Genomic DNA, 19,419 nt, shown 5'->3' with positions numbered 1-19,419 from the left:
ATGCTATATAGAAAATGGAGTTATTCGATATGCAAACTTTATTAATGGGAGTATGCATTTCATAACAGAACATAATTTAATAAATAAAATTCTAAGTGGAGATATAAAACTAACTATTTTAAGTATTCCCCAGACCTATAAAAATCAAGCTCTAAAAATTGAAGAAATTTCAAAGTATCTCAGTTATATTTTTAGTAATAAAGTTCCATGCACCCCCAAAAACTAGAAAATTCAATCTTAAAAGTAATGAAAGAAAATCCAAATCTGAGAAAAATATCTGCGAGTACTTTAGCAAGATATATTAAAAAGTATCGAGATGATGCTAATTCATTCAATTGTTTTTATAAAGAAATAGGAGGAAATAAAAGTTTAAGATTCCCAATTCAAGTTGAAAACATTATTAATGAAGTCATTCTAGAATTCATAAAAGAGAGGGAAAATTTTAGTCCAAATGATGCTTATTTAACTATCAAAAATCGAATATTATCCATCAATCTAAACACCAATATACCATCAAAACGGACCATATATAGACGTTTTGAAAGACTCGACCCATATCTTTCGGTTAGAAATAAAAAAGGTAAAAGAGAGGCAAATAAGATTTTTAAAGCTTCAGGTCAAAGCTTAAATTCCCCAGGTTTACTTGCGATAGTTCAAATTGATACGCATGAAATTGATTGTATCATTGTTGATAAAAGTGGAAATGTAATTGGTAGACCACAACTTTGTATCATCATAGATATTTATACTAGAGCAGTTGTTGGGTGGCATTTATGTATGCTACCACCATCTGCAACAAAAACATTATTAGCACTTAAAAACATGTTGATGAGACCACATCACGATCAGATGGGAGGTTTACCTTCAATAATAATTCCTGATAATGGTTGTGAATTTAATAATAATGCTTTAGCTAATTTTTGTAATAATTTTAATATCACAAAATCAGAATCGCAACCCTACTCACCAAATCATAAAGCGCATATTGAAAGCTTTTTTAAAACATTAAATGAAAATATTATCCATAAACTTAAAGGTACCACATATTCATCACCACTACATCGAGGGGATTATGACTCTACCGAGAATGCATGTTATACGTTAGAAGTATTAAGAGACTTACTAAATGAATGGATTGAGAATATTTATCATAAAAGAGTTCACTCTGTTACAAATCAGCGACCAGAAAAAATGTGGATAGAAGCTTCAAAAATATTCCCAGTTTTAACAATACCTGAATTAGAAATTGAAAGAAAATGTCGAACCGTTTTTCGATATAGAATCAACAAAGGTCAAATAAACTTGAAAGGTCTAAGATATAAATCTCAAGCCCTTGCAACATTAAATTATCGTTTTAAAGAGAAAGTTACTATCTATGTCGATCAACTGGATTTAAGTAGCATTTACATACAAGATCCTTTTAATAACAATAATCTAATTCAGGCCGACTCCATTTATCCTGACGCAACTAAAGGCTTGACTTTAGCTGAATGGCTTGAAGCAAAGGAAATATTACGAGAAAAGTATAGTAGCGATCCTCAAGAAATTGAAAATGAGGAAGTATTATATTTGGCTCGCTTAAACTTCTTACAAAAGATACAAACTCTTAATAAGAAAAATAAACGTTTTAGACAGGTTAAAAATGACCTAACAAGGATGATTGCAGATCAAGAAAATCGTCTAAATATGATCCCAGTAATTATTGAAAAGGATCAGAATTTTTCATCCACAAATCATGTAGAAATGATTTCACAGCTTGCTTATAACGATTTAGAAACTGATCCAACCGATTTTTTTTATGAAGAGATTAATTTAGATGAATAATAACCTACATATTGAAACACTTTCTATATTAAAAAATTTTATTTGTCATCATTCTGATTTTTCAAATGCTCTAAATGCGATTGAAGAATGTATGCAGATGAGTCAGATGAATAGTCAACCAATTGGCTGTTTACTGCTAGGCGATGGTGGGGTTGGTAAATCAACAATATGTAAACTTATTAAAAGTAGGTATAAATTTTATAAATCTTATGAGAACAACATGGAAAAATTAATTGTTCCCGCTTTTTACTTTCCTGTACCAGCCCCTATCACTATTAAAAGTTTAGCAATCCGAATGCTTGAAGAGTTAGGCTGTACAGATCATAAAGGTACAAGTGAACAGCTAAATTATCGATTACGCATTCTATTAAAAGAATGTAAAACGCAGCTGATAATGCTTGATGAATTTCATCATATTTACAGTTCATGTGCTCAAAAAAATAAAACTTCTGAAAATGTTGCAAACTGGATTAAGACCCTGGCAGATGAAACGAAAATATGTATATGTTTAGTCGGCTTACCAAATATTCAAGAAAATTTATTTATTGATAGTCAATTAGCCCGTAGATTTTCTCGCGTTCTAAAACTTAATCCCCTAACACTGGATACTCACTCTAAGGAAGGAACACTTAAGCCTTTTCTTCGGCAGACAGCCAAATACATGTCTAAAAACTTTAATATTTCATTTGATCCAGAAATTTCCTCAAATGATCTCTTAAAACGCATATTTTTGGCGACAAGTGGTTATCAAGCATATGTCATGCAGCTTATACATCAGAGTTGCCTAAATACCTTACAGAATAGTCGATCAGTCGTTATATTGAGTGATTTTCATGAAGCTTATGCCTTGAAAAGTATTTTATATAAACCTATGACGAAAAAAGATATTTTTAAAATCCACTCTACACAAATTACTGAAATTCTTATTTAAATCATGAAAAAATTAACGCTTTCTCATACCCCAATTCCATTTCCAGATGAATTCATAGCAAGCTTCTTATTAAGAGCCTCATATCCAAATGGTTACCAATCCCCCCAAAAAATGCTAAATAGTGCTGGTATTTCAGTTTATAAATTATCATATAATTCAATATTTACTGATGAAGTTAAAGTAAAAAAAATTATAGAAAACTTAAACTTTTCTGATGACTTATTGAAACTCGTTATAAGAAAAACTCCTCCACCACTTCAATATTTTATCTGGGATAACGATAAAAAAATTCAAACCCAATTGTTATCATTTAGTTTAAATAAATTCTGTTCAATTTGCTTAGAAAATAATGGGTACTGGAGAAAAAACTGGTTATTAAATCCTCTTACAATCTGTCCTGAACACAAAATTAATTTAACTGTTAATTGTCCAGAGTGTTATAATATTTTACCAATAAATCGTAGGTCATTATTCGAATGCCCTACTTGTAAGTTTGATTTAAGGAAAAGTCCTATAAAATCAATTAAACAAGATGATAACGAAACCAATCTTTGGTTCTTAAAGAATTTGGCAATAGATGATAAAGACTTTATAGAGGTTTTTTTTGATATATGGACAGCTTTATTTGAATATTTTTCCAATTTAGACAAGGGAATTGATTACTCTTATATTTTAAGATTATGTCATGATTATTTTTTTAACAAAGATATCTTTAAGGAAAAATTTATAAAGGAAATAGAAAATAATTTAGTATATGCTCACCCGAGAATCCAATTACTACCTTTTTTTAGAAAAAAATCTAAATTTGGTACTTTTTTTGAGAAAATACTCACACCATTTCAAGAATATAATTCGCGCTCTTCTAAACTTATTGATAGAAAATTCAGCAAAAAAGATACAACATATATATTAAATGTCAGTTTTATTGCATTACATAAGAGACTAAGAATAGGAATTCTTTATCATGATGATCTCATGCAAAATGATAAAGCATATTTCACAACAAAAATCATTGAAGACTGGCTAATCAATGATAAAAATAGTATTAATAAATCTTACACTTACAGTAAGCCTCCTGTTTTTCTAGATGATTCAAACGATTTTTTTGGTGTTATTGAAATCAGTCAAATACTGTGTATCAATAAACTTCTAACCCATAAATTTTTAAAAATCCCAAATATTCCCGTCACAAAAAAATTTATCAATCGTCATAAAAAATTTTGCTTAAATAAAAAATTTGTTCTCGATTTTAATGAAAAATATATTTTTTTAGCCCCATTGGCAAAAAAATTAAATGTTTCAGTAGTTACGCTTAAAGACAAACTTGCTAGCTTGAGCATTAACCCTGTTATGCAAAACAGTCTTTATCCTGCCTATTATTGCAGAGATGATGTTGAGCATATCAGCAAATCTATTATTGAGAACGTAACAGTATACGAACACAATTTTGGACGAAGAAAAGAAGGGACTTGCTCAAAAAGCAAAAAACAAGAATTTCTAAGTCTAAATGAAGCAGCCCTTATTTTAAATATTTCCTCCGAACAAGTATCTCAACTTATCGATCATAATTGGCTAATTATTGATGATCCAGAAATACGTCCCAATGCCATTCTAAGACGTAGTTTTGATAAGTTTTTACAAAGGAAAAATGATCCTACTTTTATTGAACTTGATGAGGTACTTAAGCTACTCAACTGCACATTTAATGAACTTCAGAATAATTGGATTAGGACAGGTTTCTTAACAGTTCGGCGTATAGCATATTGGCGTTCTATTCCGCAAAAACAGCTCAACTATGTAACAGAAATTCAAAAAGAATTTTTTACTGCCTCTGAAGCTAATAATTTTCTAAATATGCATGCAGCTCATATTACGAGTTTAGTGACACGAGGCTTAATCAAACCACATTTATTTGGTAATCATAATTATTCTATTAGATTATTCAAAAAAACTGATGTGGAAAAATTATTACAAGCAGGTTATGGTAAAAAGTAAATGATACTTGCGGTTCGTTAGTAGAAGCCCCGAGTGTGCTCCAGCAAAATTACTCGGGGTTTTTTGATTACAAATTTACATATTGTGATTCTGAAATATTACTCAATAGATTGAAAAATTCTGGCCTAGAATCTTGAGTTAATTTATTTCTCGGGAATTCGCCTAAAATTTTTACAGCTTCTAAAGAGTCTAATTGAGAAGTAAATGGGACAGGATGCCGAATAAAACTAGTTTTATTTGTTAATACAGCAGTATCAAGAACTTCTTTGATTTCGTTGTAGCGAGGCTTTCTTTGGGCCGTCAAGAAAAGCCCATCAAAAATAATATATGTATCTCTTAAAGCAGGTAAATTAAGTTTAACAATTGCCCCCATTAGAGGTAAATTCGTTTCAGGTCCATCATCATGACTATAACCATGACTTGGCGTACGATGCGTTGCAAAAAGAATAACTTCATCGCTATAAGAATTATTTAGATAATTTAACAAATTACAACAATTATCAGTTGTATTACCTTCTTTATATCTTAAAGCGGAAAAATTCTTTTCATTATTAAAAATGGCTGCCAAATTTTGCGCGAAAGGAAGATATTGTTTACAGGCTTTTGTAATGAAATCTGATCTTGATGAAAAAAGGTTTGTATTATGAACTTTATCTTTTAAAAAGTCGTCTACCTTTCTCGTTAATGAAATCGGCATAGTTACATTAATTTTTTCTGTTTTTTCACTATACACTGACGTATCAATACTTATAACGTGAAAAAAAACATCTTTGTCACGATTTTTAAACATGATTGAGGTCATCTCAGCCGGCTCAGGAATATCTTCACCACGGTCACTGAGAAAATCGAAATACTCAAGTATTTTTTCTTGAATCTTATTTATAGCTTCATCATAACTGGAGCCAGTTGCTATAACTTTTGAATGCTCGAATAAAGTGGCTTCATAAACATCTTTTCTAAAAAATGATTTTGATTCAGTAACTTTAACAAGTACAGTATAATTTTTCACTTATAACTCCATTTTCTGTCATTTTAAAAGAACTGAGATATCTTTTTATATTAATTATAAAATACTTAAAGTCAACTAAGTTTTATTTCAATAATTTAGAACTAAATTCCAAATATTTGATATTACAAAATATATAAAGATAACCCCATAAATCTTATTTTAAAGATTTTTAGATTTAACTTCTATTGGTAGTTTTCTTTCATAAAACGCGTCTGTACTGCTCAATTCCTTAACGCTATCTATTTCATTCCCAACACAACTCATTCAAATCAGATCCTGCAGTATTCTGTTTTTCTAAGCCCCAATACCACTCGACGTTTTTAATTTCTACTTATAAAGTATTTTTGCTTCACAGCTTTCAATAGTTTTAGGGCTATCACCTGATCCTACACGCTATGAATTATTGAGCTATTCAAATTGGAAAATTTTGTTTTATTCAAGGTTAAGAATTGTAATGAACTGAATGTGCGTTTCTGAGGTTCTCATATTCAGTAATTATTTCTGAATTAAATTTCAATAAAAGGCTTAATTTCAAAATAATTTTCTTGAAATTCCTATAATAAACTTGATTAAAACTAAAATTGATTTTACTTTTTAATAAACGGTTATGCTAATTAAGACCATTATTTTTATTAATTTTTAAAGATATTAATTATGACAAATATTGAAAATGATCAAACTCCGAAAGTTTTTATTTCCTACAGTTGGACTACGCCAGAGCATGAAGAATGGGTGTTAAATTTAGCTAATGATTTAAATGATAGCGGTATTTTTGTTGTTCTGGATAAGTGGGACTTACGTCCAGGGGATGACTCTATAAAATATATGGAAAGTATGGTGTTAGACCCTGAAATTACTAAAATAATTATGGTGATAGATAAGAAATATACAGAAAGAGCGAACGCAAGACAAGGAGGCGTAGGTACAGAATCAACAATTCTTTCTAAAGAACTTTATTCGCAGAAAGATAATAAAAATATTGTCGCAGTAATTGCTGAACCAGAATGTGTACCTCCTGTATTTTATTCTAGTCGTATTTTTATTGATTTATCTAATACTGAAACATACGCTGATAACTTTATGAGTTTAGTTAGATGGATCTATAACCGTTTCCAATACGAGCGGCCAAAAACAATTGGTAGTCGTCCAAGTTATATTACAGATGACGTTAATGAAAACGTAATGTTTACCAATGTTGAATTTAAATTTGCTCTTGATGCAATCGAAAAAGGAAAACCTAATGCTAGTGGTACAATTAACTCATATTTAAATAAGCTAGCCAATGAATTAAAAAAATTATCTATTCAAGCTTCAGAAGCTACAATAGAAGATGTCAAAAAAGGTTTTCTACAATTTCAACCACATGCTATCGAGTACAAGAAACTTTTGAATGCTGTTTGTATGCATTCAAACGAATTGAAAATCTATAAACATTTTCGAAAATTTTTAGAAGGTTTACTTATTTTTTTAACTGATGAAAATATACATCAGCACAAAACAAATGATTTCCTTTTATATGAAACAATAATTTATCAACTTTTTTTAAGCACGATAGCAATTTTATTGAAAAATGAAGAATTTGAAGCATTACATGAATTTATTGATGAGGTTTATATTCATCCGCCCACACATTTTGACTTTCATCGAGGTGAAAGAACGTCAACATTTAAAATCTTTGCTCCATATCATCATGAAAATTATAAGGCACTATATCCACAAAAAATTGAGCCGATTGCAGCATTACTAAATGAACATGTAAATCAAGATATAATCTCTTTTAATGATTTATGTGAAGCAGATATATTTTTATATCTAAAATCAGTTGCTCAAACGATATTTGAAGCAAAAGAATATATCATGTGGTGGCCAATTCTAGGATTATATATTGGCTACCGACCAACTCCTCTTAAAATATTTACTAAAGCAGAACGTCCAAGTGTTTTTGATGAAGTAGTGAAATTGTTTAACTCAGAAGATTTAAGCTTTATTGATACATTATACACTGAAGCTTCAAGTACTAGTTTTGGCTCCCTTTATATACCTAGATGGCAAAATGGTATAGGAAGCTTGGATGTTATGGCTTTAACTAATTATAAAGAATTGAAGAAATTTAATTTATCTGAAAGATTAGCAAAATTAAAATAAAAAAGAGTCCGTACCTTGGGGAAAGTACGGACTATAAAACCAATAAAGGCATTTAACGATAAGCAGTTCACATAATATAAAGTATATATCGAGTTTTTTCAATATAAACGTTAATATTTTGTTCTCATCTTTTTTTTAACAATTTGGGTGGCTTCATGAAAATCTATATCAAAACAAATCCAAAACTTTAATCGTTTATTTCCAAGAATAGAACTCTGAGTGAAATACTCTGACTTTAAAACTGGATCAATTTCAGCAGCTTTAAATGACTAACCATCTTTCTCAACAACCTGACCGTTAAGATCACCACCTATACAAATTTTCTTTGTCATCATATAACGATTTGAGAACTTATAATTGATATTTTCCTTTATCTGGAGAATCTTCATAAATTCTCCTAGTCTGGTTAATACTCTCTGCAATTTCTGGTATATCTTCTATATATACTAAAGGGATGAATAAATTTTTTTCTTTTCGATTTAAGTAGCCGGGCTTTAACCTATCCTTAAAACTACTTGAATTTATGAATAACTCAAAGAAATAGCCCTCAAAAGCCATACAAAACATATAACCTTTTTGAGTAAGTCGATGATATGGGTTTACAATCATAGAAACAGGATGTTCTGATAATTTACCAACATTTTCATCGGCGAGTAATCTTATTCGTGCTGAAATTAGTGTAGGATTTAAAATACATTTATCTGTAAAGGCATTTACTAAATACTGACTAATTCCCCTTTCTATTACGATTCCATTATAACTTTCATGACTAGAATAAGCTGCTCTCCAATAAATTGAGCAAATATAAAGAATTAAGCGGTATTGATCTACATTTTTTAAAAATATACCCAGCTCACTTTCACTGGCATTTACACCTTTTTGTTCTTTTCTTAATACATGAATTGAGTAGTCTTCAAATTTACGATTAAAAAAAGATTCACAAGATTTACATAAAAGCTTGGAATCCCAAGTATCATTACTCTTTGATATTTTCTTATCTTTTAAACAAATACTTATTCCAGCATTGCCTACAGACTTACGTAAAATACGACTAAAAACCGTTTTCCCAATTACATGTGAGCGTTGTAGCTCCTTTTTCTCACAACATAGCTTACAAATACCTAAACTCATATTATTTCTCTATTAAAGAAAAGCCCATCAATTGATGAGCTTTTAGATTATTTAACTTTTATTGGCTTAGAATCACCTACTTTTACTCTATCTGGTGTTTTTACAATAGGCGGTGTTGGTTTCCGATCACTCATTTTTACCTCATAAAGTAACTAATTAAAATCGTAAGTATCGCACCTATAAAGATTAATCCACTTACTTTCAATTCGTCAAAAGCTTTTCTTAAAAATGTTGTCTTAATTTTATTTTGAACTTCATAAGAATCTATAGCAAAACTTAAATCTCTAGCAAGATTGTAGTAAATAGAAATTTTTTCATTTTGAGTAAAAAAATCAATCATTTTCAAACTAGTATCAAGTTTTTCTATTTCAACTGTCTGCATTACTTGTAATAGATTTCGAATGACTACACACAGAGAAATAAAACATGTAAATAATAATAAGATAGTAATATTATCAATAAATACCTTTTCAGTTACTTTAAGATCAATTAAGTAATATTTAATTAATACGCTTGCCGCTGCAATAATGATAGAAGCAATACCTAAATACTTAGAAGCCTTGTCTTCATGTCTAGCATAACGAGCACGAGCGGAATCATATTCTTTTAATAGGAAGTCATACATAGTTTTATAAACTTCAATATCTAAGTCTTCTTTATTACTCATCATGTTATACATATTCCTTTAATAATATCCCAGTCGAAGCGGAGCAACAAGTAATTTCGTCATCTAAATCTTCAATGATTTTTAATGAGCCAATCAGAACTTGCTTGTCCACTTTTTAAAGTGAGTATGTCACCTACTTTTGAAATATCTGATTGCTTCTGTTGTTTAATTTCAACCATTGTCTATATAGATCATCGCTAACACTAACGCTGGCGTTGTCTTAATCTTCTTATCATGCTGCCCCTCACAATCAAAAGATTTCATTTTTCCAATAATTTGATCAGTAATCCAAAGTTTTTATAATTTTCTCTCAGCTACATCTCTGTAACCCATTCAGTAGTATTCAAAAAATCTTAACTTATCTGACATACATTTAAGATAAATCTTAACTTATATGACAAAATGATGATGAGATCAAGTGTCAATAAAATTTACAATCTATTGATTTTATTTAATAATTAAATCTCAAACTATCTGTCATTTAGCGAAGCCATTTAAGACATAAAATTTGCAGTTTTAGAGCATTTAGAGATTTTTTATTTAAGAATAATATTCTTTAAGATATTGAAATAAAAAATTAATTTACGAAAAGCATGACGAGTAGAACTATTATTAAAAGTAGCGGATATAACTTTGCCCGCCATAAATCAGGTAGTTTTGAAATAAATTTTTCAATAAAAAAAGGAAACCATTTAGGTCTCCTCATACTCTACACAGATTGGTTAACCCGAATCAGAGACTTGTTAATATGCTTCTGAATTAGGTTGCCAAATATCGATCAAGGTTCTGTAAAGCAAAGCTGATTACTGTCGCTAACTCTTCTTTGGAATATCCATCTCTTGCTTGAACAGATAGCCCATGGAGAACAAGCGCGTAATATTGCCCTAAGATTTTAGGGTCCGCCTCTGCCACCAATTGTCCGTCTGATTTTGCCTGAACAAATCGATCGATCAGACTTTGGCCCCGTGCAATACGCTGTGCTTTCATCCATTCCAAAACAGCTTGGTTTTCTTCACCTAACACACTCGCTGCCGACACAACCATACACCCATACGAATGGTTGGTTTGCGTGTAAAGCGCTAGTGCATCTTGAAATAATTGGTTTATTGCATCCTTAATATTTTTTTGCTTTAAAGCATTTAGCGCGAAATTACCTTCGTTGTTTTCATAGTGATTTACGGCCTCTCTAAACAAGGCCTCTTTTGAGCCAAACGCTTTATAAATTCGAGCTGAGGCAATCCCCAAAACTTCAACTAAATCTGACATTGATGTGCCTTCATAGCCGTGAAGCCAGAAAAAATCTCTCGCTTTTACGAGGGCTTCTTCTCGATCAAACTCTCTTGGTCTGCCAGCCATAATGACCCTTTATCAAATTGAGTACTTCTTTTTATTATTATTCGAAAAAAATATTTTCACAAATAAATCAATGAGATTTATTCAAAATACTCTCGTTTTGTTTTGATTTTCAAATAAAAAGTTGTTTTTATCCAAAATTAAGCCTATTGTTTGTCGATCGACAACTAATTAGGTTTTATTATGAAAACCATCAAAGGCCCAAGTATTCATCTTGCTCAATTTAGTGATGATGTTTTCCCTTTTAACCGTCTAGAAGATATTGCTGCTTGGGTAGCAAACCAAGGCTTTGAAGCAGTACAACTTCCTGCTTGGGATAAGCGTTTATTTGATGTCAATTTGGCAGCAGAAAGCCAAGATTATTGCGATGAAATATTAGGTACTTTAAGCAATCATGGCTTAAAAATTAGTGAGTTAACGACTCATATTTTTGGGCAATTAATGGCTGTACACCCTGCTTATGACTCAATGTGCGATAACTTTGCCCCCTCTCATTTGCATGGTAATTCAGCAGCTAGAACCGAGTGGGCAAAACAACAAATACTCGCTTCAATTCAGGCATCTGCCCGCTTAGGTCTTAAAGATATGGGGACATTTTCAGGCTCTTTAGCATGGCCTTATGTATTTCCATTTCCTCAAAGACCATCAGGGCTTATTGAAACAGCGTTTGATGAATTAGCACGTCGTTGGCTTCCGATTTTGAATGCTTGTGATGAACAAGACGTCAACCTTTGCTATGAAATTCACCCCGGTGAAGATTTACATGATGGCATTACATTTGAAATGTTTTTAGAGCGAACTCATAACCACTCTCGTTGCCATATTCTTTTTGACCCAAGCCATTTTGTTTTGCAACAACTGAACTATCTGGAATATATCGATATCTATAAAGATTTCATTCGCATGTTTCATGTTAAAGATGCCGAATTTAACCCAACAGGCCGCCAAGGAATGTATAGCGGCTATCAAAGCTGGGAAAATCGAGCGGGTCGATTCCGTTCTACGGGTGATGGTCAAGTTGACTTTAAAGCGATTTTTTCAAAGTTGGCGCATTACGACTACGAAGGCTGGGCAACGTTGGAGTGGGAATGCTGCCTAAAAAATAAAGACGATGGCGCACGCGAAGGTGCCGAGTTCATTAAGCAAAACATTATTCATGTCACCGATAAAGTGTTTGATGACTTTGCTGCTGCCCCTGTGAATCAGACTCAAATTAATCTGTTATTAGGGATTTAAGGAACCGTAAGAGAACTCAACATGAAAACTCAGCTATTCAATGAAAACTCACATAACGAATTCCAACATCATTACATTCACATCGAAAGCAAAAAATTACACTACGTCACCTTAGGTGAAGGTCCTGCGGTATTATTAATTCCGGGCTGGCCACAAACATGGTACGCGTGGCACAAAGTCATGATTGAACTGGCCCAACAGGGTTATCGAGCAATCGCGGTTGATTTACCCGGAACAGGAAATTCAGCTCCACTGGATGGAAGTTACGATACGGGGCGTATTGCCAAAATTTTATCAATGCTCATGACTCAACTTGAATATCCAACTTATTCGGTTGTTGGTCACGACATTGGTATGTGGGTTGCCTATGCGCTTGCATCTGACTTTCCTGAGTCTGTAACTCGACTTGCGGTCACAGAGGCTGTGATTCCCGGTTTAGCGCCCGCACCTCCTATTTTTGTTGAGCCGAGTGAAAACATTTTTCTTTGGCATTTCATGTTTAACCAAATCCTAGACTTACCCGAAGCCTTAATCACGGGCCGCGAAGATACTTATTTAAATTATATGTTTGATAAATGGTCGTGGCACAAAGATAAAGTTGCGATAGAAACTTATATTGAAGCCTATAAAATTCCGGGTCGTTTAACGGCTGGTTTTAATTATTACCGCTCTATTCCAGAGACCATTCGTCAAAATAAAATCAGAGAAACTAAAAGTTTAGAAATGCCAGTTTTAGCCATAGGCGCCGAACATGCTACGGATAATGCGCCTTATGAAACCATGAAAAAGGTTTCACCACATTTAACCAGTGCGATTGTAAAAGACTGCGGTCATTTCATTATGGAAGAACAGTCAGAAATATTCAGTTCACTCATTTTAGAATTTTTGCAGCAGGAAAAAAGCCATGCCTCTACTTGCTGAAATTGAAAACTGGCTTAAGTCCAGACCTACCCCACAAGGTATAAACTCGTTACAAGCGTTAAGAAAACAAGTAGATAAAGACATTATTGATCAGCAAGGCGTTGAGCAAGATGCAAGCTATCAGCAAAGTCTTTATGTTGAGGTTTCAGATAGTACCGAAATTGAGGTTCGGGTGTATGTTCCCTATTCTCTAGAAAACACTAAGCAACGGCCTGCTTTAGTTTTTGCACATGGTGGCGGTTGGTGTCTCGGAAGCTTAGATGCATGGAACCGCACTTGTAGGTTGTTAGCAGAATCTATTCAACACGTTGTATTTTCTGTGGACTATCGTTTGGCTCCAGAGTTTAAGTTTCCAACACCTTTAAATGATTTTTTTACAGCATTTCGCTATATCCATAAGCATGCTTCACTATTTGGAATTGATCAAAACTGTATAGCTGTAGGTGGTGATAGTGCGGGCGCAAATATAGCTGCCGCCGCATGTTTAAAGGCAAAACAACACCCAGAAATTATGGTGAGCCATCAACTTCTTTTCTACCCAGCTTTAGATGCTACGATGAGTAGCAATTTGTATAGCCGATACGCCGAAGGCTATGGTTTGGAGTCATCCACAATGGTTTATTGCTGGAATCAATATGTGCAAGAGGAAAATGAAAAACAGAATGAACTTGTAAGTCCGTTACTCGCTCAGTCTTTAGATGGACTGCCAAATGCAACCATTTTTGTGTGTGAATATGACCCTGTTCGGGATGATGGCAAAAGATATGCTCAAAAACTGTGGGATGCGGGTATTCAAGTAAACTTTCATTTGTTAAAAGGAATGATTCACGGCGCGATTCACATGACAGCAATTACCTCAGAAGCAACGACGATCTATAGTAAAATTGCACTATAACCATCTATTCATAGCTAGCATTTATAAATACGTAGTATGTTGATTTATAGGTGCTAGCTACGGTAGTAAGTTAAATCAATAATTAACTGCCAACAAGCATCACCAGCAAAACCAACATTAAAAGTAGCGGATACAACTTTGCACGCCATAAATCAGGTAGTTTTGAGATAAATTTTTCTGAAAAATATAGCCCGATCCATGTTCCCGCAACCAAAAATAAAGCAGCTTCAAACCAGATTAGACCGATAAATCCACTAGGTGCCCATGTAGATTGCCAAAGTGACAATACACAATAGGTTAGCGTTGCAGTGAAAGACAAAGGCAGCGTGAGAATATTTGCAATCGCCGCAGCCTCTGCCATAGAACTACCCCGCCGCCGTAATAAAGGAACCGTCATTACACTGCCACCCACACCTAAAAGTGCTGCAACCCAACCAATTATTCCGCCTTTAATGAGTTCACTGTTTTGACCATAGTTTTGCGTTTGTCTTGATGCCACCATAAAGCCTGGTCGGTAATAACAATCAATAATGGTTATGAATACATAGCCCATAAATATCCAGCGAAGCCAATTTCCATTAAACAATGAAGCCATTACCGCACCGACAACTCCACCAAATGCGATACCACTCCATAAAAAGCGGATTTTTTGCCAATCAATCTGTCCGGACCGATAGTGCCGAAAGGTTGCAAAACTTGCCGAACACAGCATGACAAAAGCTGATGTAGCTACGGCGATTTGCATGGCATGTATGCCGACACTACTTTCACTGCTCCACTTTTGAATAATGACTGTATAAAGCAAAGGCACAGCAACAAATCCGCCGCCAAAGCCAAATAACCAAGTGGTTATGCCTGAAAGTAGTCCAAATAAAAATAGCTCATATAGCATCGTTATCTTCCTCATATTTATAGAGGCATGATATAAAATAGCCTTATGGCAAACTAACGTAAAAAAGCCATCTTTTTATTTATTTCAGACAAAAATATATGCGTAATATTCCAATTGACGAGGTAGACCATCTACCGCAAGCGGTTCTAGCGTTAGGATCAGATTATCCTGCTGATACTTTGTTAGATACGCATAGCCATCGTCGCGCTCAGTTCTTATATGCACCCGAAGGCCTCATGAAAGTTGAAACTGAAGATGGACAATGGCTCGTGTTACCCTATAGCGGTGTATGGATACCCGCAGGTAAACCACATCAGGTATGGTTGTCTAAAGTCAGTACTTATAGTTTGTATATAGAAGCAGACCATGCCCCAAGACAAGCAAACTATTGCGAGGTTATCCAAGTCTCGCCTTTGTTACATCAACTGCTGATTCAGGCAAATCAGCTACCTGTTGACTACCAACGTGCAGGTCGTGACGGCGCTCTTATCGATTTATTGTTATATGAATTAGAAGCTGCACCAGCCCTACCTCTGTTTATTCCATTACCTCACAACACATTGTTATCTAAACAGTGTGCTGAGTTTATGCAGCATCCCAATATTCATAGCAGCCCTAAAGATTGGGCACATGACCACAATAAAAGTGAACGGACTTTTCACCGCTGGTTTAAGTCAGAAACGGGTATGTCCTTTCAGGCATGGCGTAATCGAGTCTGCATCATCTATGCTTTAAATGCGTTAAAAGCAAATATCTCGATTACTGAAATTGCCTTTAGTTTGGGCTATGAACACTCGGCAGCTTTTACCGCAATGTTCAGTAAAATTATGGGTTATCCGCCTACCCATTTTCAAAAAAGATTTCATACGCATGATAAAGCGCTATAAAGATTTACTCATGTGAATGGTGTCATAGGTCTCAATCCACTCACGTTTAATGACATCAAAGCCTTGAAGCCGCCAAAACTCTTCAGCCGCAGGTAAAAATGGATGGGTATGCAAATACAAAGTGGTAATTTCATTCTTTTGTGCATGGCTAAACAACATTTTACATAGCATGGTTGCGATGCCATTACGACGGTATTCAGGCAGTACAAATAATTTAACGACCTCAACCGTATTAAGCGGTAAATTTAAATCAAAACGATGGTCATAAGCCCGATATGCAATGGTGCCAATAATGCGGCTTTTATCTTTTACCGTAATAAAGCAACCTAGTGGATCATTAACATAATATTGCCCAAAATTTTTTAAATCTTTGGGAACTTGCCCATGATAGATTTCTGGGAATAATAAATGTCTCGTATAAAGTGCAAACTCTACAGCAGATGCATAGTCTGATTTGTCTGCTAGATGATAGTGAAAAGTCATATTTATAGCCAAGAATGGTCAGGGATAACAATGGTTTTGTCTTGAATCATGGCTTCATGGAACTCAACATCATAGACACTTTTTAAAAACTTCGGATCGGTTATACGAGTTTTAGATTCAGGCTTAACTACTTCGTGTTGGCGCATAAAAAACAGATGATCTGCAAATAAAAAAGCCAAGTTAGGATCATGCATAATTGCAATCACCGTAAAATTTTGCCGCGACAACTGACGCAATTTTTTCATTAAATAAGACTGATAATAAACATCGAGATGGTTGGTTGGTTCATCGAGCAAAATGACTTTCGGTGCTTGTACTAAAATGCGGGCAATCATAACCAATTGCCGTTCACCTCCCGATAGTTCGGTATAAGGACGGTCACGCAAATGCTCGATGTCTAAATCAAGTAAAGCTTGATCTACACGCTCCCAGTCTGATTTTGAAGGCCTATATCTGCTAAAAGCGGCACGTCCCGTAATCACCACATCTTTAACCAAAAATGGGAATACGGTTTTATGAAACTGTGGTAAAAAGCCGAGTAAGGCTGCCCGATCTTTCCCTTTAAAGTCCGATAGTGGTTTTCCAGAGTAACGAATCAAGCCATCTTTTACAGGTTCTAGGCCCGCCATCAATTTAAAAAGTGTCGATTTTCCGCAACCATTACGCCCTAAAATCACTGAAAACTGATTTTCAGGAAAATCCAGATGAATATTTTTAAGTACCTGTTTGTGCCCATAGGCATAATTTAACTGATCAATTTGAATCATGCCCAATGAGTCCTCTGTGTTTTCATTAATAATAAGAAAAATGGCGCACCAAGTAACATGGTAAAAATACCAATTGGTATTTCAAACGTTAGTAAAACCCGCGAAAAGTTATCAATCAACAGTAGAAAACTGCCGCCCAAAATCATATTGGCAGGAATACTGTAGCGGTGATCTGGCCCAACCAACATTCTCACAATATGCGGCATAAACAGTCCATATAGACTAATAATGCCAGCCGCTGCTACAGAAGTTGACGTACATACAGTCACCAGCGCAATTAAAAGAAGCTGTTCCCACCTTGGGTTAACACCCACAGCCTGCGCTTCTTCAGTACCAAGTGCCATTAAGTTTAGGCGCCAACGCATCGCAAATAATCCAGCAAGACCAATACAAATCGGTAGCACGGCGTATTGAACTTTTTGCCAAGATGCCTGATGTAAGTTGCCCATCGTCCATTGCACAATGGCTTGCAGTTTAAATGGATCACTTAAGTATTGAATGACTGTAAGTCCTGCCAAAAACAACCCTGAAACAATCATGCCCGATAAAATTACCATCACTAAAGACGTCTGGCTTTCATGTTTTTGATGTGCAAATAAATACGTTAAAGCAACGGCACACACGCCAAAAACAAAGGCGGATAGATTTGGCGAAAACCAACTTAAAGAAAGTGCCAAAGCTGCACCAAACGCGGCACCAGAAGAAATACCGAGTACATACGAGTCAACCAAAGGGTTACGAAATAATGCCTGTAAACCATTACCCGCTGTTGCTAACGCAGCTCCCACCATAAATGTCAGTAAAATTCTGGGTAATCTGACATTGACCAGTATGTTTTGCATCAGCCTAAATTGTTCAGCATCAAAATATGGCGTACCAAAGACTGCTTGCACACCCCACCGCAAATAGTCCCATGCACTTAAAGTCTGCGTTGGCCCAATGACCAGCGAGATAAAAATCATCATGAACGGTAACGGGTAAAACCAATAATATTTCAGCTTTTCCATATTCATGACACCAACGCTTTGGCAAGGTGCTCACCATACAACTTGGTTAAAATACGCTGTTGTAAAGCACTTACTGGTAAATCGGACTGTTCAGGGTAAATGCTGTGGTTCAAATAAATCGCCGTAATAATGATTTTGATGGTATGTGGGTTATAAATAAATGCAGGACTCAAATTAAATACCTTACGGTTTTGTACTGCACTTAAGCCTTGTAATTCTTTGCGTTCATAAATCAATTTTGGGTTGGTATTCCAAAGCACAATATTGTCAGGATTCCATTCAATGAGAGTCTCGGGATTTACATTAGGTTGATTGGCATTGGTCTGAACAATGTTGTAAGCACCTGCCAGCTCAATAAAATCATTGGTAATAGACTGACGTCCTGAAGTGGAAAAAATTCGCCCACCTGACCACGCATAATAAATCGATTGCTTATTTGGCTGACGTGCTGTTTTGGCTGCGACTTCTGCCATAATTTCATCAGAAAAACTCAAAATTTCTTGAGCTCGCTTTTGGGCGCCGCTCAGAACAGCAATTTCAGATAGCTCTTCTTTCACTTGCTGGTAAGTGCCAGACTCCATTACATATACAGCAATACCAAACTGTCGTAATAATGTGATCGTTTGGGTCTGCCCGCTCCCCAAAATTACTAAATCGGGTTTCAACAACACAAGACTTTCAATATTGGTTGCATTGGCACCTTGTGAAGGCGTTGCAAGCTGTTTATTGGCAATGCGTTGATCTATTTTTGAATAGGCGTTAAATAATAAAGGTTGAATGTATACTTCGGCTGGTATGCCAATCACTTTATGACCTTGCCCTAGCATATATAAGCCATCTAAACCTGACTCAAATAGAGAAACAATTCTTTGTGCTGGCTTGGCTACACACACTTTTGTATTTGTACTATCAAAAACGCATATCGAATAAACTGCTAAGTTTTCTTTAGTTTTTCTACTTTGTTCAGATGAAGAACATCCACATAGAATGAGTAAAGTGAGTATTGAAGCCCAAAACCTCATTACACCTCTCCATGCACAAACATGGTGCAAAATAAAAAGTTGTACTTATTTGGTGCATTTTTCATGTGAAAAAACACTATAAAAGGGCAAGACGGTTTGAATCATCATCTATAAGTTATTAAATCAAATGTTGTATTAAAGATAAGAATAATTAAGCAATAAAAATGCCAAAATTAAAAAAATATATTCATAAAGCGAAAGAATCAGTTAAAAAAGCTCTTTTCTCATAAAATTAAATGATGCGACCCTAATTT

Annotated in this window: 17 protein-coding genes and 2 pseudogenes; 9 read left to right on the top strand and 10 right to left on the bottom strand. The window is 34.4% G+C overall.

What is annotated here, in order from left to right:
• From ACH8JV_RS18310 to ACH8JV_RS18295, 4 genes and pseudogenes are all read left to right on the top strand, one after another.
• Window positions 1–226: pseudogene (locus tag ACH8JV_RS18310) on the top strand (transposase); the annotation flags it as partial.
• Window positions 208–1,824, top strand: coding sequence for a DDE-type integrase/transposase/recombinase (locus ACH8JV_RS18305; protein ID WP_396522983.1), 1,617 nt, complete (start codon window positions 208–210; stop codon window positions 1,822–1,824). The pseudogene ACH8JV_RS18310 and the gene ACH8JV_RS18305, both read left to right, overlap by 19 nt.
• A complete protein-coding gene (locus ACH8JV_RS18300) occupies window positions 1,817–2,755 on the top strand; it encodes a TniB family NTP-binding protein (protein WP_396522981.1) in 939 nt (312 codons plus the stop codon). Before ACH8JV_RS18305 ends, ACH8JV_RS18300 begins: the two co-directional genes overlap by 8 nt.
• A gap of 3 nt (window positions 2,756–2,758) precedes the next feature.
• Window positions 2,759–4,750, top strand: coding sequence for a TniQ family protein (locus ACH8JV_RS18295; protein WP_396522979.1), 1,992 nt, complete (start codon window positions 2,759–2,761; stop codon window positions 4,748–4,750).
• Window positions 4,751–4,817: 67 nt separating this feature from the next.
• Here ACH8JV_RS18295 and ACH8JV_RS18290 read toward each other — a convergent pair whose 3' ends face one another.
• Window positions 4,818–5,759 carry a type II toxin-antitoxin system HicB family antitoxin gene (locus ACH8JV_RS18290; protein ID WP_020753155.1) on the bottom strand — a complete coding sequence of 314 codons (942 nt, stop codon included), beginning with the start codon at window positions 5,757–5,759 and terminating at the stop codon, window positions 4,818–4,820.
• A 654-nt stretch (window positions 5,760–6,413) separates the two neighbouring features.
• On the opposite strand from ACH8JV_RS18290, the gene ACH8JV_RS18285 reads away from it, so the two are divergent.
• On the top strand, window positions 6,414–7,904 hold the full coding sequence (locus tag ACH8JV_RS18285) for a toll/interleukin-1 receptor domain-containing protein (protein WP_396522977.1): 1,491 nt from the start codon (window positions 6,414–6,416) through the stop codon (window positions 7,902–7,904).
• A 351-nt stretch (window positions 7,905–8,255) separates the two neighbouring features.
• Here ACH8JV_RS18285 and ACH8JV_RS18280 read toward each other — a convergent pair whose 3' ends face one another.
• From ACH8JV_RS18280 to ACH8JV_RS18265, 4 genes and pseudogenes are all read right to left on the bottom strand, one after another.
• Window positions 8,256–9,035 (bottom strand): hypothetical protein, encoded by a 780-nt coding sequence (locus tag ACH8JV_RS18280; RefSeq protein ID WP_396522975.1) that lies wholly within the window; start codon window positions 9,033–9,035, stop codon window positions 8,256–8,258.
• 136 nt (window positions 9,036–9,171) lie between these two features.
• Window positions 9,172–9,705 (bottom strand): hypothetical protein, encoded by a 534-nt coding sequence (locus ACH8JV_RS18275; RefSeq protein ID WP_020753159.1) that lies wholly within the window; start codon window positions 9,703–9,705, stop codon window positions 9,172–9,174.
• Between the two features lie 574 nt (window positions 9,706–10,279).
• Window positions 10,280–10,384: pseudogene (locus tag ACH8JV_RS18270) on the bottom strand (sulfite exporter TauE/SafE family protein); the annotation flags it as partial.
• 77 nt (window positions 10,385–10,461) lie between these two features.
• Entirely contained in the window at window positions 10,462–11,058 is a 597-nt protein-coding gene (locus ACH8JV_RS18265; protein ID WP_396522973.1) for a TetR/AcrR family transcriptional regulator, read from the bottom strand.
• 180 nt (window positions 11,059–11,238) lie between these two features.
• Between ACH8JV_RS18265 and ACH8JV_RS18260 the strand changes: the two genes are divergently transcribed.
• Genes ACH8JV_RS18260 through ACH8JV_RS18250 form a run of 3 tightly spaced genes read left to right on the top strand, consistent with a single transcriptional unit; the run spans window position 11,239 to window position 14,107 of the window.
• On the top strand, window positions 11,239–12,291 hold the full coding sequence (locus ACH8JV_RS18260) for a sugar phosphate isomerase/epimerase family protein (protein WP_396522971.1): 1,053 nt from the start codon (window positions 11,239–11,241) through the stop codon (window positions 12,289–12,291).
• 21 nt (window positions 12,292–12,312) lie between these two features.
• On the top strand, window positions 12,313–13,212 hold the full coding sequence (locus ACH8JV_RS18255) for an alpha/beta fold hydrolase (RefSeq protein WP_396522969.1): 900 nt from the start codon (window positions 12,313–12,315) through the stop codon (window positions 13,210–13,212).
• The gene (locus ACH8JV_RS18250) at window positions 13,196–14,107 is read left to right on the top strand and encodes an alpha/beta hydrolase (protein WP_396522967.1); all 912 of its coding nucleotides are present in this window, start codon (window positions 13,196–13,198) and stop codon (window positions 14,105–14,107) included. Before ACH8JV_RS18255 ends, ACH8JV_RS18250 begins: the two co-directional genes overlap by 17 nt.
• Window positions 14,108–14,189: 82 nt before the next feature.
• Here ACH8JV_RS18250 and ACH8JV_RS18245 read toward each other — a convergent pair whose 3' ends face one another.
• Complete coding sequence (locus tag ACH8JV_RS18245) at window positions 14,190–14,999, bottom strand: sulfite exporter TauE/SafE family protein (RefSeq protein WP_396522965.1); 810 nt, start codon at window positions 14,997–14,999, stop codon at window positions 14,190–14,192.
• A 98-nt stretch (window positions 15,000–15,097) separates the two neighbouring features.
• Between ACH8JV_RS18245 and ACH8JV_RS18240 the strand changes: the two genes are divergently transcribed.
• The gene (locus tag ACH8JV_RS18240; RefSeq protein WP_396522963.1) at window positions 15,098–15,886 is read left to right on the top strand and encodes an AraC family transcriptional regulator; all 789 of its coding nucleotides are present in this window, start codon (window positions 15,098–15,100) and stop codon (window positions 15,884–15,886) included.
• Here ACH8JV_RS18240 and ACH8JV_RS18235 read toward each other — a convergent pair.
• The 4 genes from ACH8JV_RS18235 to ACH8JV_RS18220 are packed head-to-tail and all read right to left on the bottom strand — an operon-like array spanning window position 15,881 to window position 19,165.
• Window positions 15,881–16,369: a GNAT family N-acetyltransferase gene (locus ACH8JV_RS18235; protein ID WP_396522961.1), complete on the bottom strand. Its 489-nt coding sequence runs from the start codon at window positions 16,367–16,369 to the stop codon at window positions 15,881–15,883. The genes ACH8JV_RS18240 and ACH8JV_RS18235 overlap by 6 nt on opposite strands.
• Window positions 16,370–16,371: 2 nt before the next feature.
• Window positions 16,372–17,136, bottom strand: coding sequence for an ABC transporter ATP-binding protein (locus ACH8JV_RS18230; RefSeq protein WP_174745930.1), 765 nt, complete (start codon window positions 17,134–17,136; stop codon window positions 16,372–16,374).
• Window positions 17,133–18,143 carry a FecCD family ABC transporter permease gene (locus ACH8JV_RS18225; RefSeq protein WP_396522958.1) on the bottom strand — a complete coding sequence of 337 codons (1,011 nt, stop codon included), beginning with the start codon at window positions 18,141–18,143 and terminating at the stop codon, window positions 17,133–17,135. Before ACH8JV_RS18225 ends, ACH8JV_RS18230 begins: the two co-directional genes overlap by 4 nt.
• A gap of 2 nt (window positions 18,144–18,145) precedes the next feature.
• Window positions 18,146–19,165 (bottom strand): ABC transporter substrate-binding protein, encoded by a 1,020-nt coding sequence (locus ACH8JV_RS18220; RefSeq protein WP_396522956.1) that lies wholly within the window; start codon window positions 19,163–19,165, stop codon window positions 18,146–18,148.
• Between the last annotated feature and the right edge of the window lie 254 nt (window positions 19,166–19,419).

Origin of the sequence: Acinetobacter sp. ABJ_C5_2 (assembly GCF_044538485.1) — a bacterium.
Classification (GTDB): Bacteria; Pseudomonadota; Gammaproteobacteria; order Pseudomonadales; family Moraxellaceae; genus Acinetobacter; species Acinetobacter nosocomialis_A.
Note: the sequence above shows the minus strand (reverse complement) of the source record. Positions and strands in the feature narration are given on the sequence as shown.

Bases quoted from the DNA above. Each gene is read 5' to 3' on its own strand.
- ACH8JV_RS18255 (WP_396522969.1), top strand. From the start codon at position 12,313: ATGAAAACTCAGCTATTCAATGAAAACTCACATAACGAATTCCAACAT.
- ACH8JV_RS18225 (WP_396522958.1), bottom strand. From the start codon at position 18,143: ATGGAAAAGCTGAAATATTATTGGTTTTACCCGTTACCGTTCATGATG.
- ACH8JV_RS18235 (WP_396522961.1), bottom strand. From the start codon at position 16,369: ATGACTTTTCACTATCATCTAGCAGACAAATCAGACTATGCATCTGCT.
- ACH8JV_RS18305 (WP_396522983.1), top strand. From the start codon at position 208: ATGCACCCCCAAAAACTAGAAAATTCAATCTTAAAAGTAATGAAAGAA.
- ACH8JV_RS18260 (WP_396522971.1), top strand. From the start codon at position 11,239: ATGAAAACCATCAAAGGCCCAAGTATTCATCTTGCTCAATTTAGTGAT.
- ACH8JV_RS18265 (WP_396522973.1), bottom strand. From the start codon at position 11,058: ATGGCTGGCAGACCAAGAGAGTTTGATCGAGAAGAAGCCCTCGTAAAA.
- ACH8JV_RS18295 (WP_396522979.1), top strand. From the start codon at position 2,759: ATGAAAAAATTAACGCTTTCTCATACCCCAATTCCATTTCCAGATGAA.
- ACH8JV_RS18240 (WP_396522963.1), top strand. From the start codon at position 15,098: ATGCGTAATATTCCAATTGACGAGGTAGACCATCTACCGCAAGCGGTT.
- ACH8JV_RS18285 (WP_396522977.1), top strand. From the start codon at position 6,414: ATGACAAATATTGAAAATGATCAAACTCCGAAAGTTTTTATTTCCTAC.
- ACH8JV_RS18300 (WP_396522981.1), top strand. From the start codon at position 1,817: ATGAATAATAACCTACATATTGAAACACTTTCTATATTAAAAAATTTT.
- ACH8JV_RS18250 (WP_396522967.1), top strand. From the start codon at position 13,196: ATGCCTCTACTTGCTGAAATTGAAAACTGGCTTAAGTCCAGACCTACC.
- ACH8JV_RS18280 (WP_396522975.1), bottom strand. From the start codon at position 9,035: ATGAGTTTAGGTATTTGTAAGCTATGTTGTGAGAAAAAGGAGCTACAA.
- ACH8JV_RS18230 (WP_174745930.1), bottom strand. From the start codon at position 17,136: ATGATTCAAATTGATCAGTTAAATTATGCCTATGGGCACAAACAGGTA.
- ACH8JV_RS18220 (WP_396522956.1), bottom strand. From the start codon at position 19,165: ATGAGGTTTTGGGCTTCAATACTCACTTTACTCATTCTATGTGGATGT.
- ACH8JV_RS18275 (WP_020753159.1), bottom strand. From the start codon at position 9,705: ATGATGAGTAATAAAGAAGACTTAGATATTGAAGTTTATAAAACTATG.
- ACH8JV_RS18245 (WP_396522965.1), bottom strand. From the start codon at position 14,999: ATGCTATATGAGCTATTTTTATTTGGACTACTTTCAGGCATAACCACT.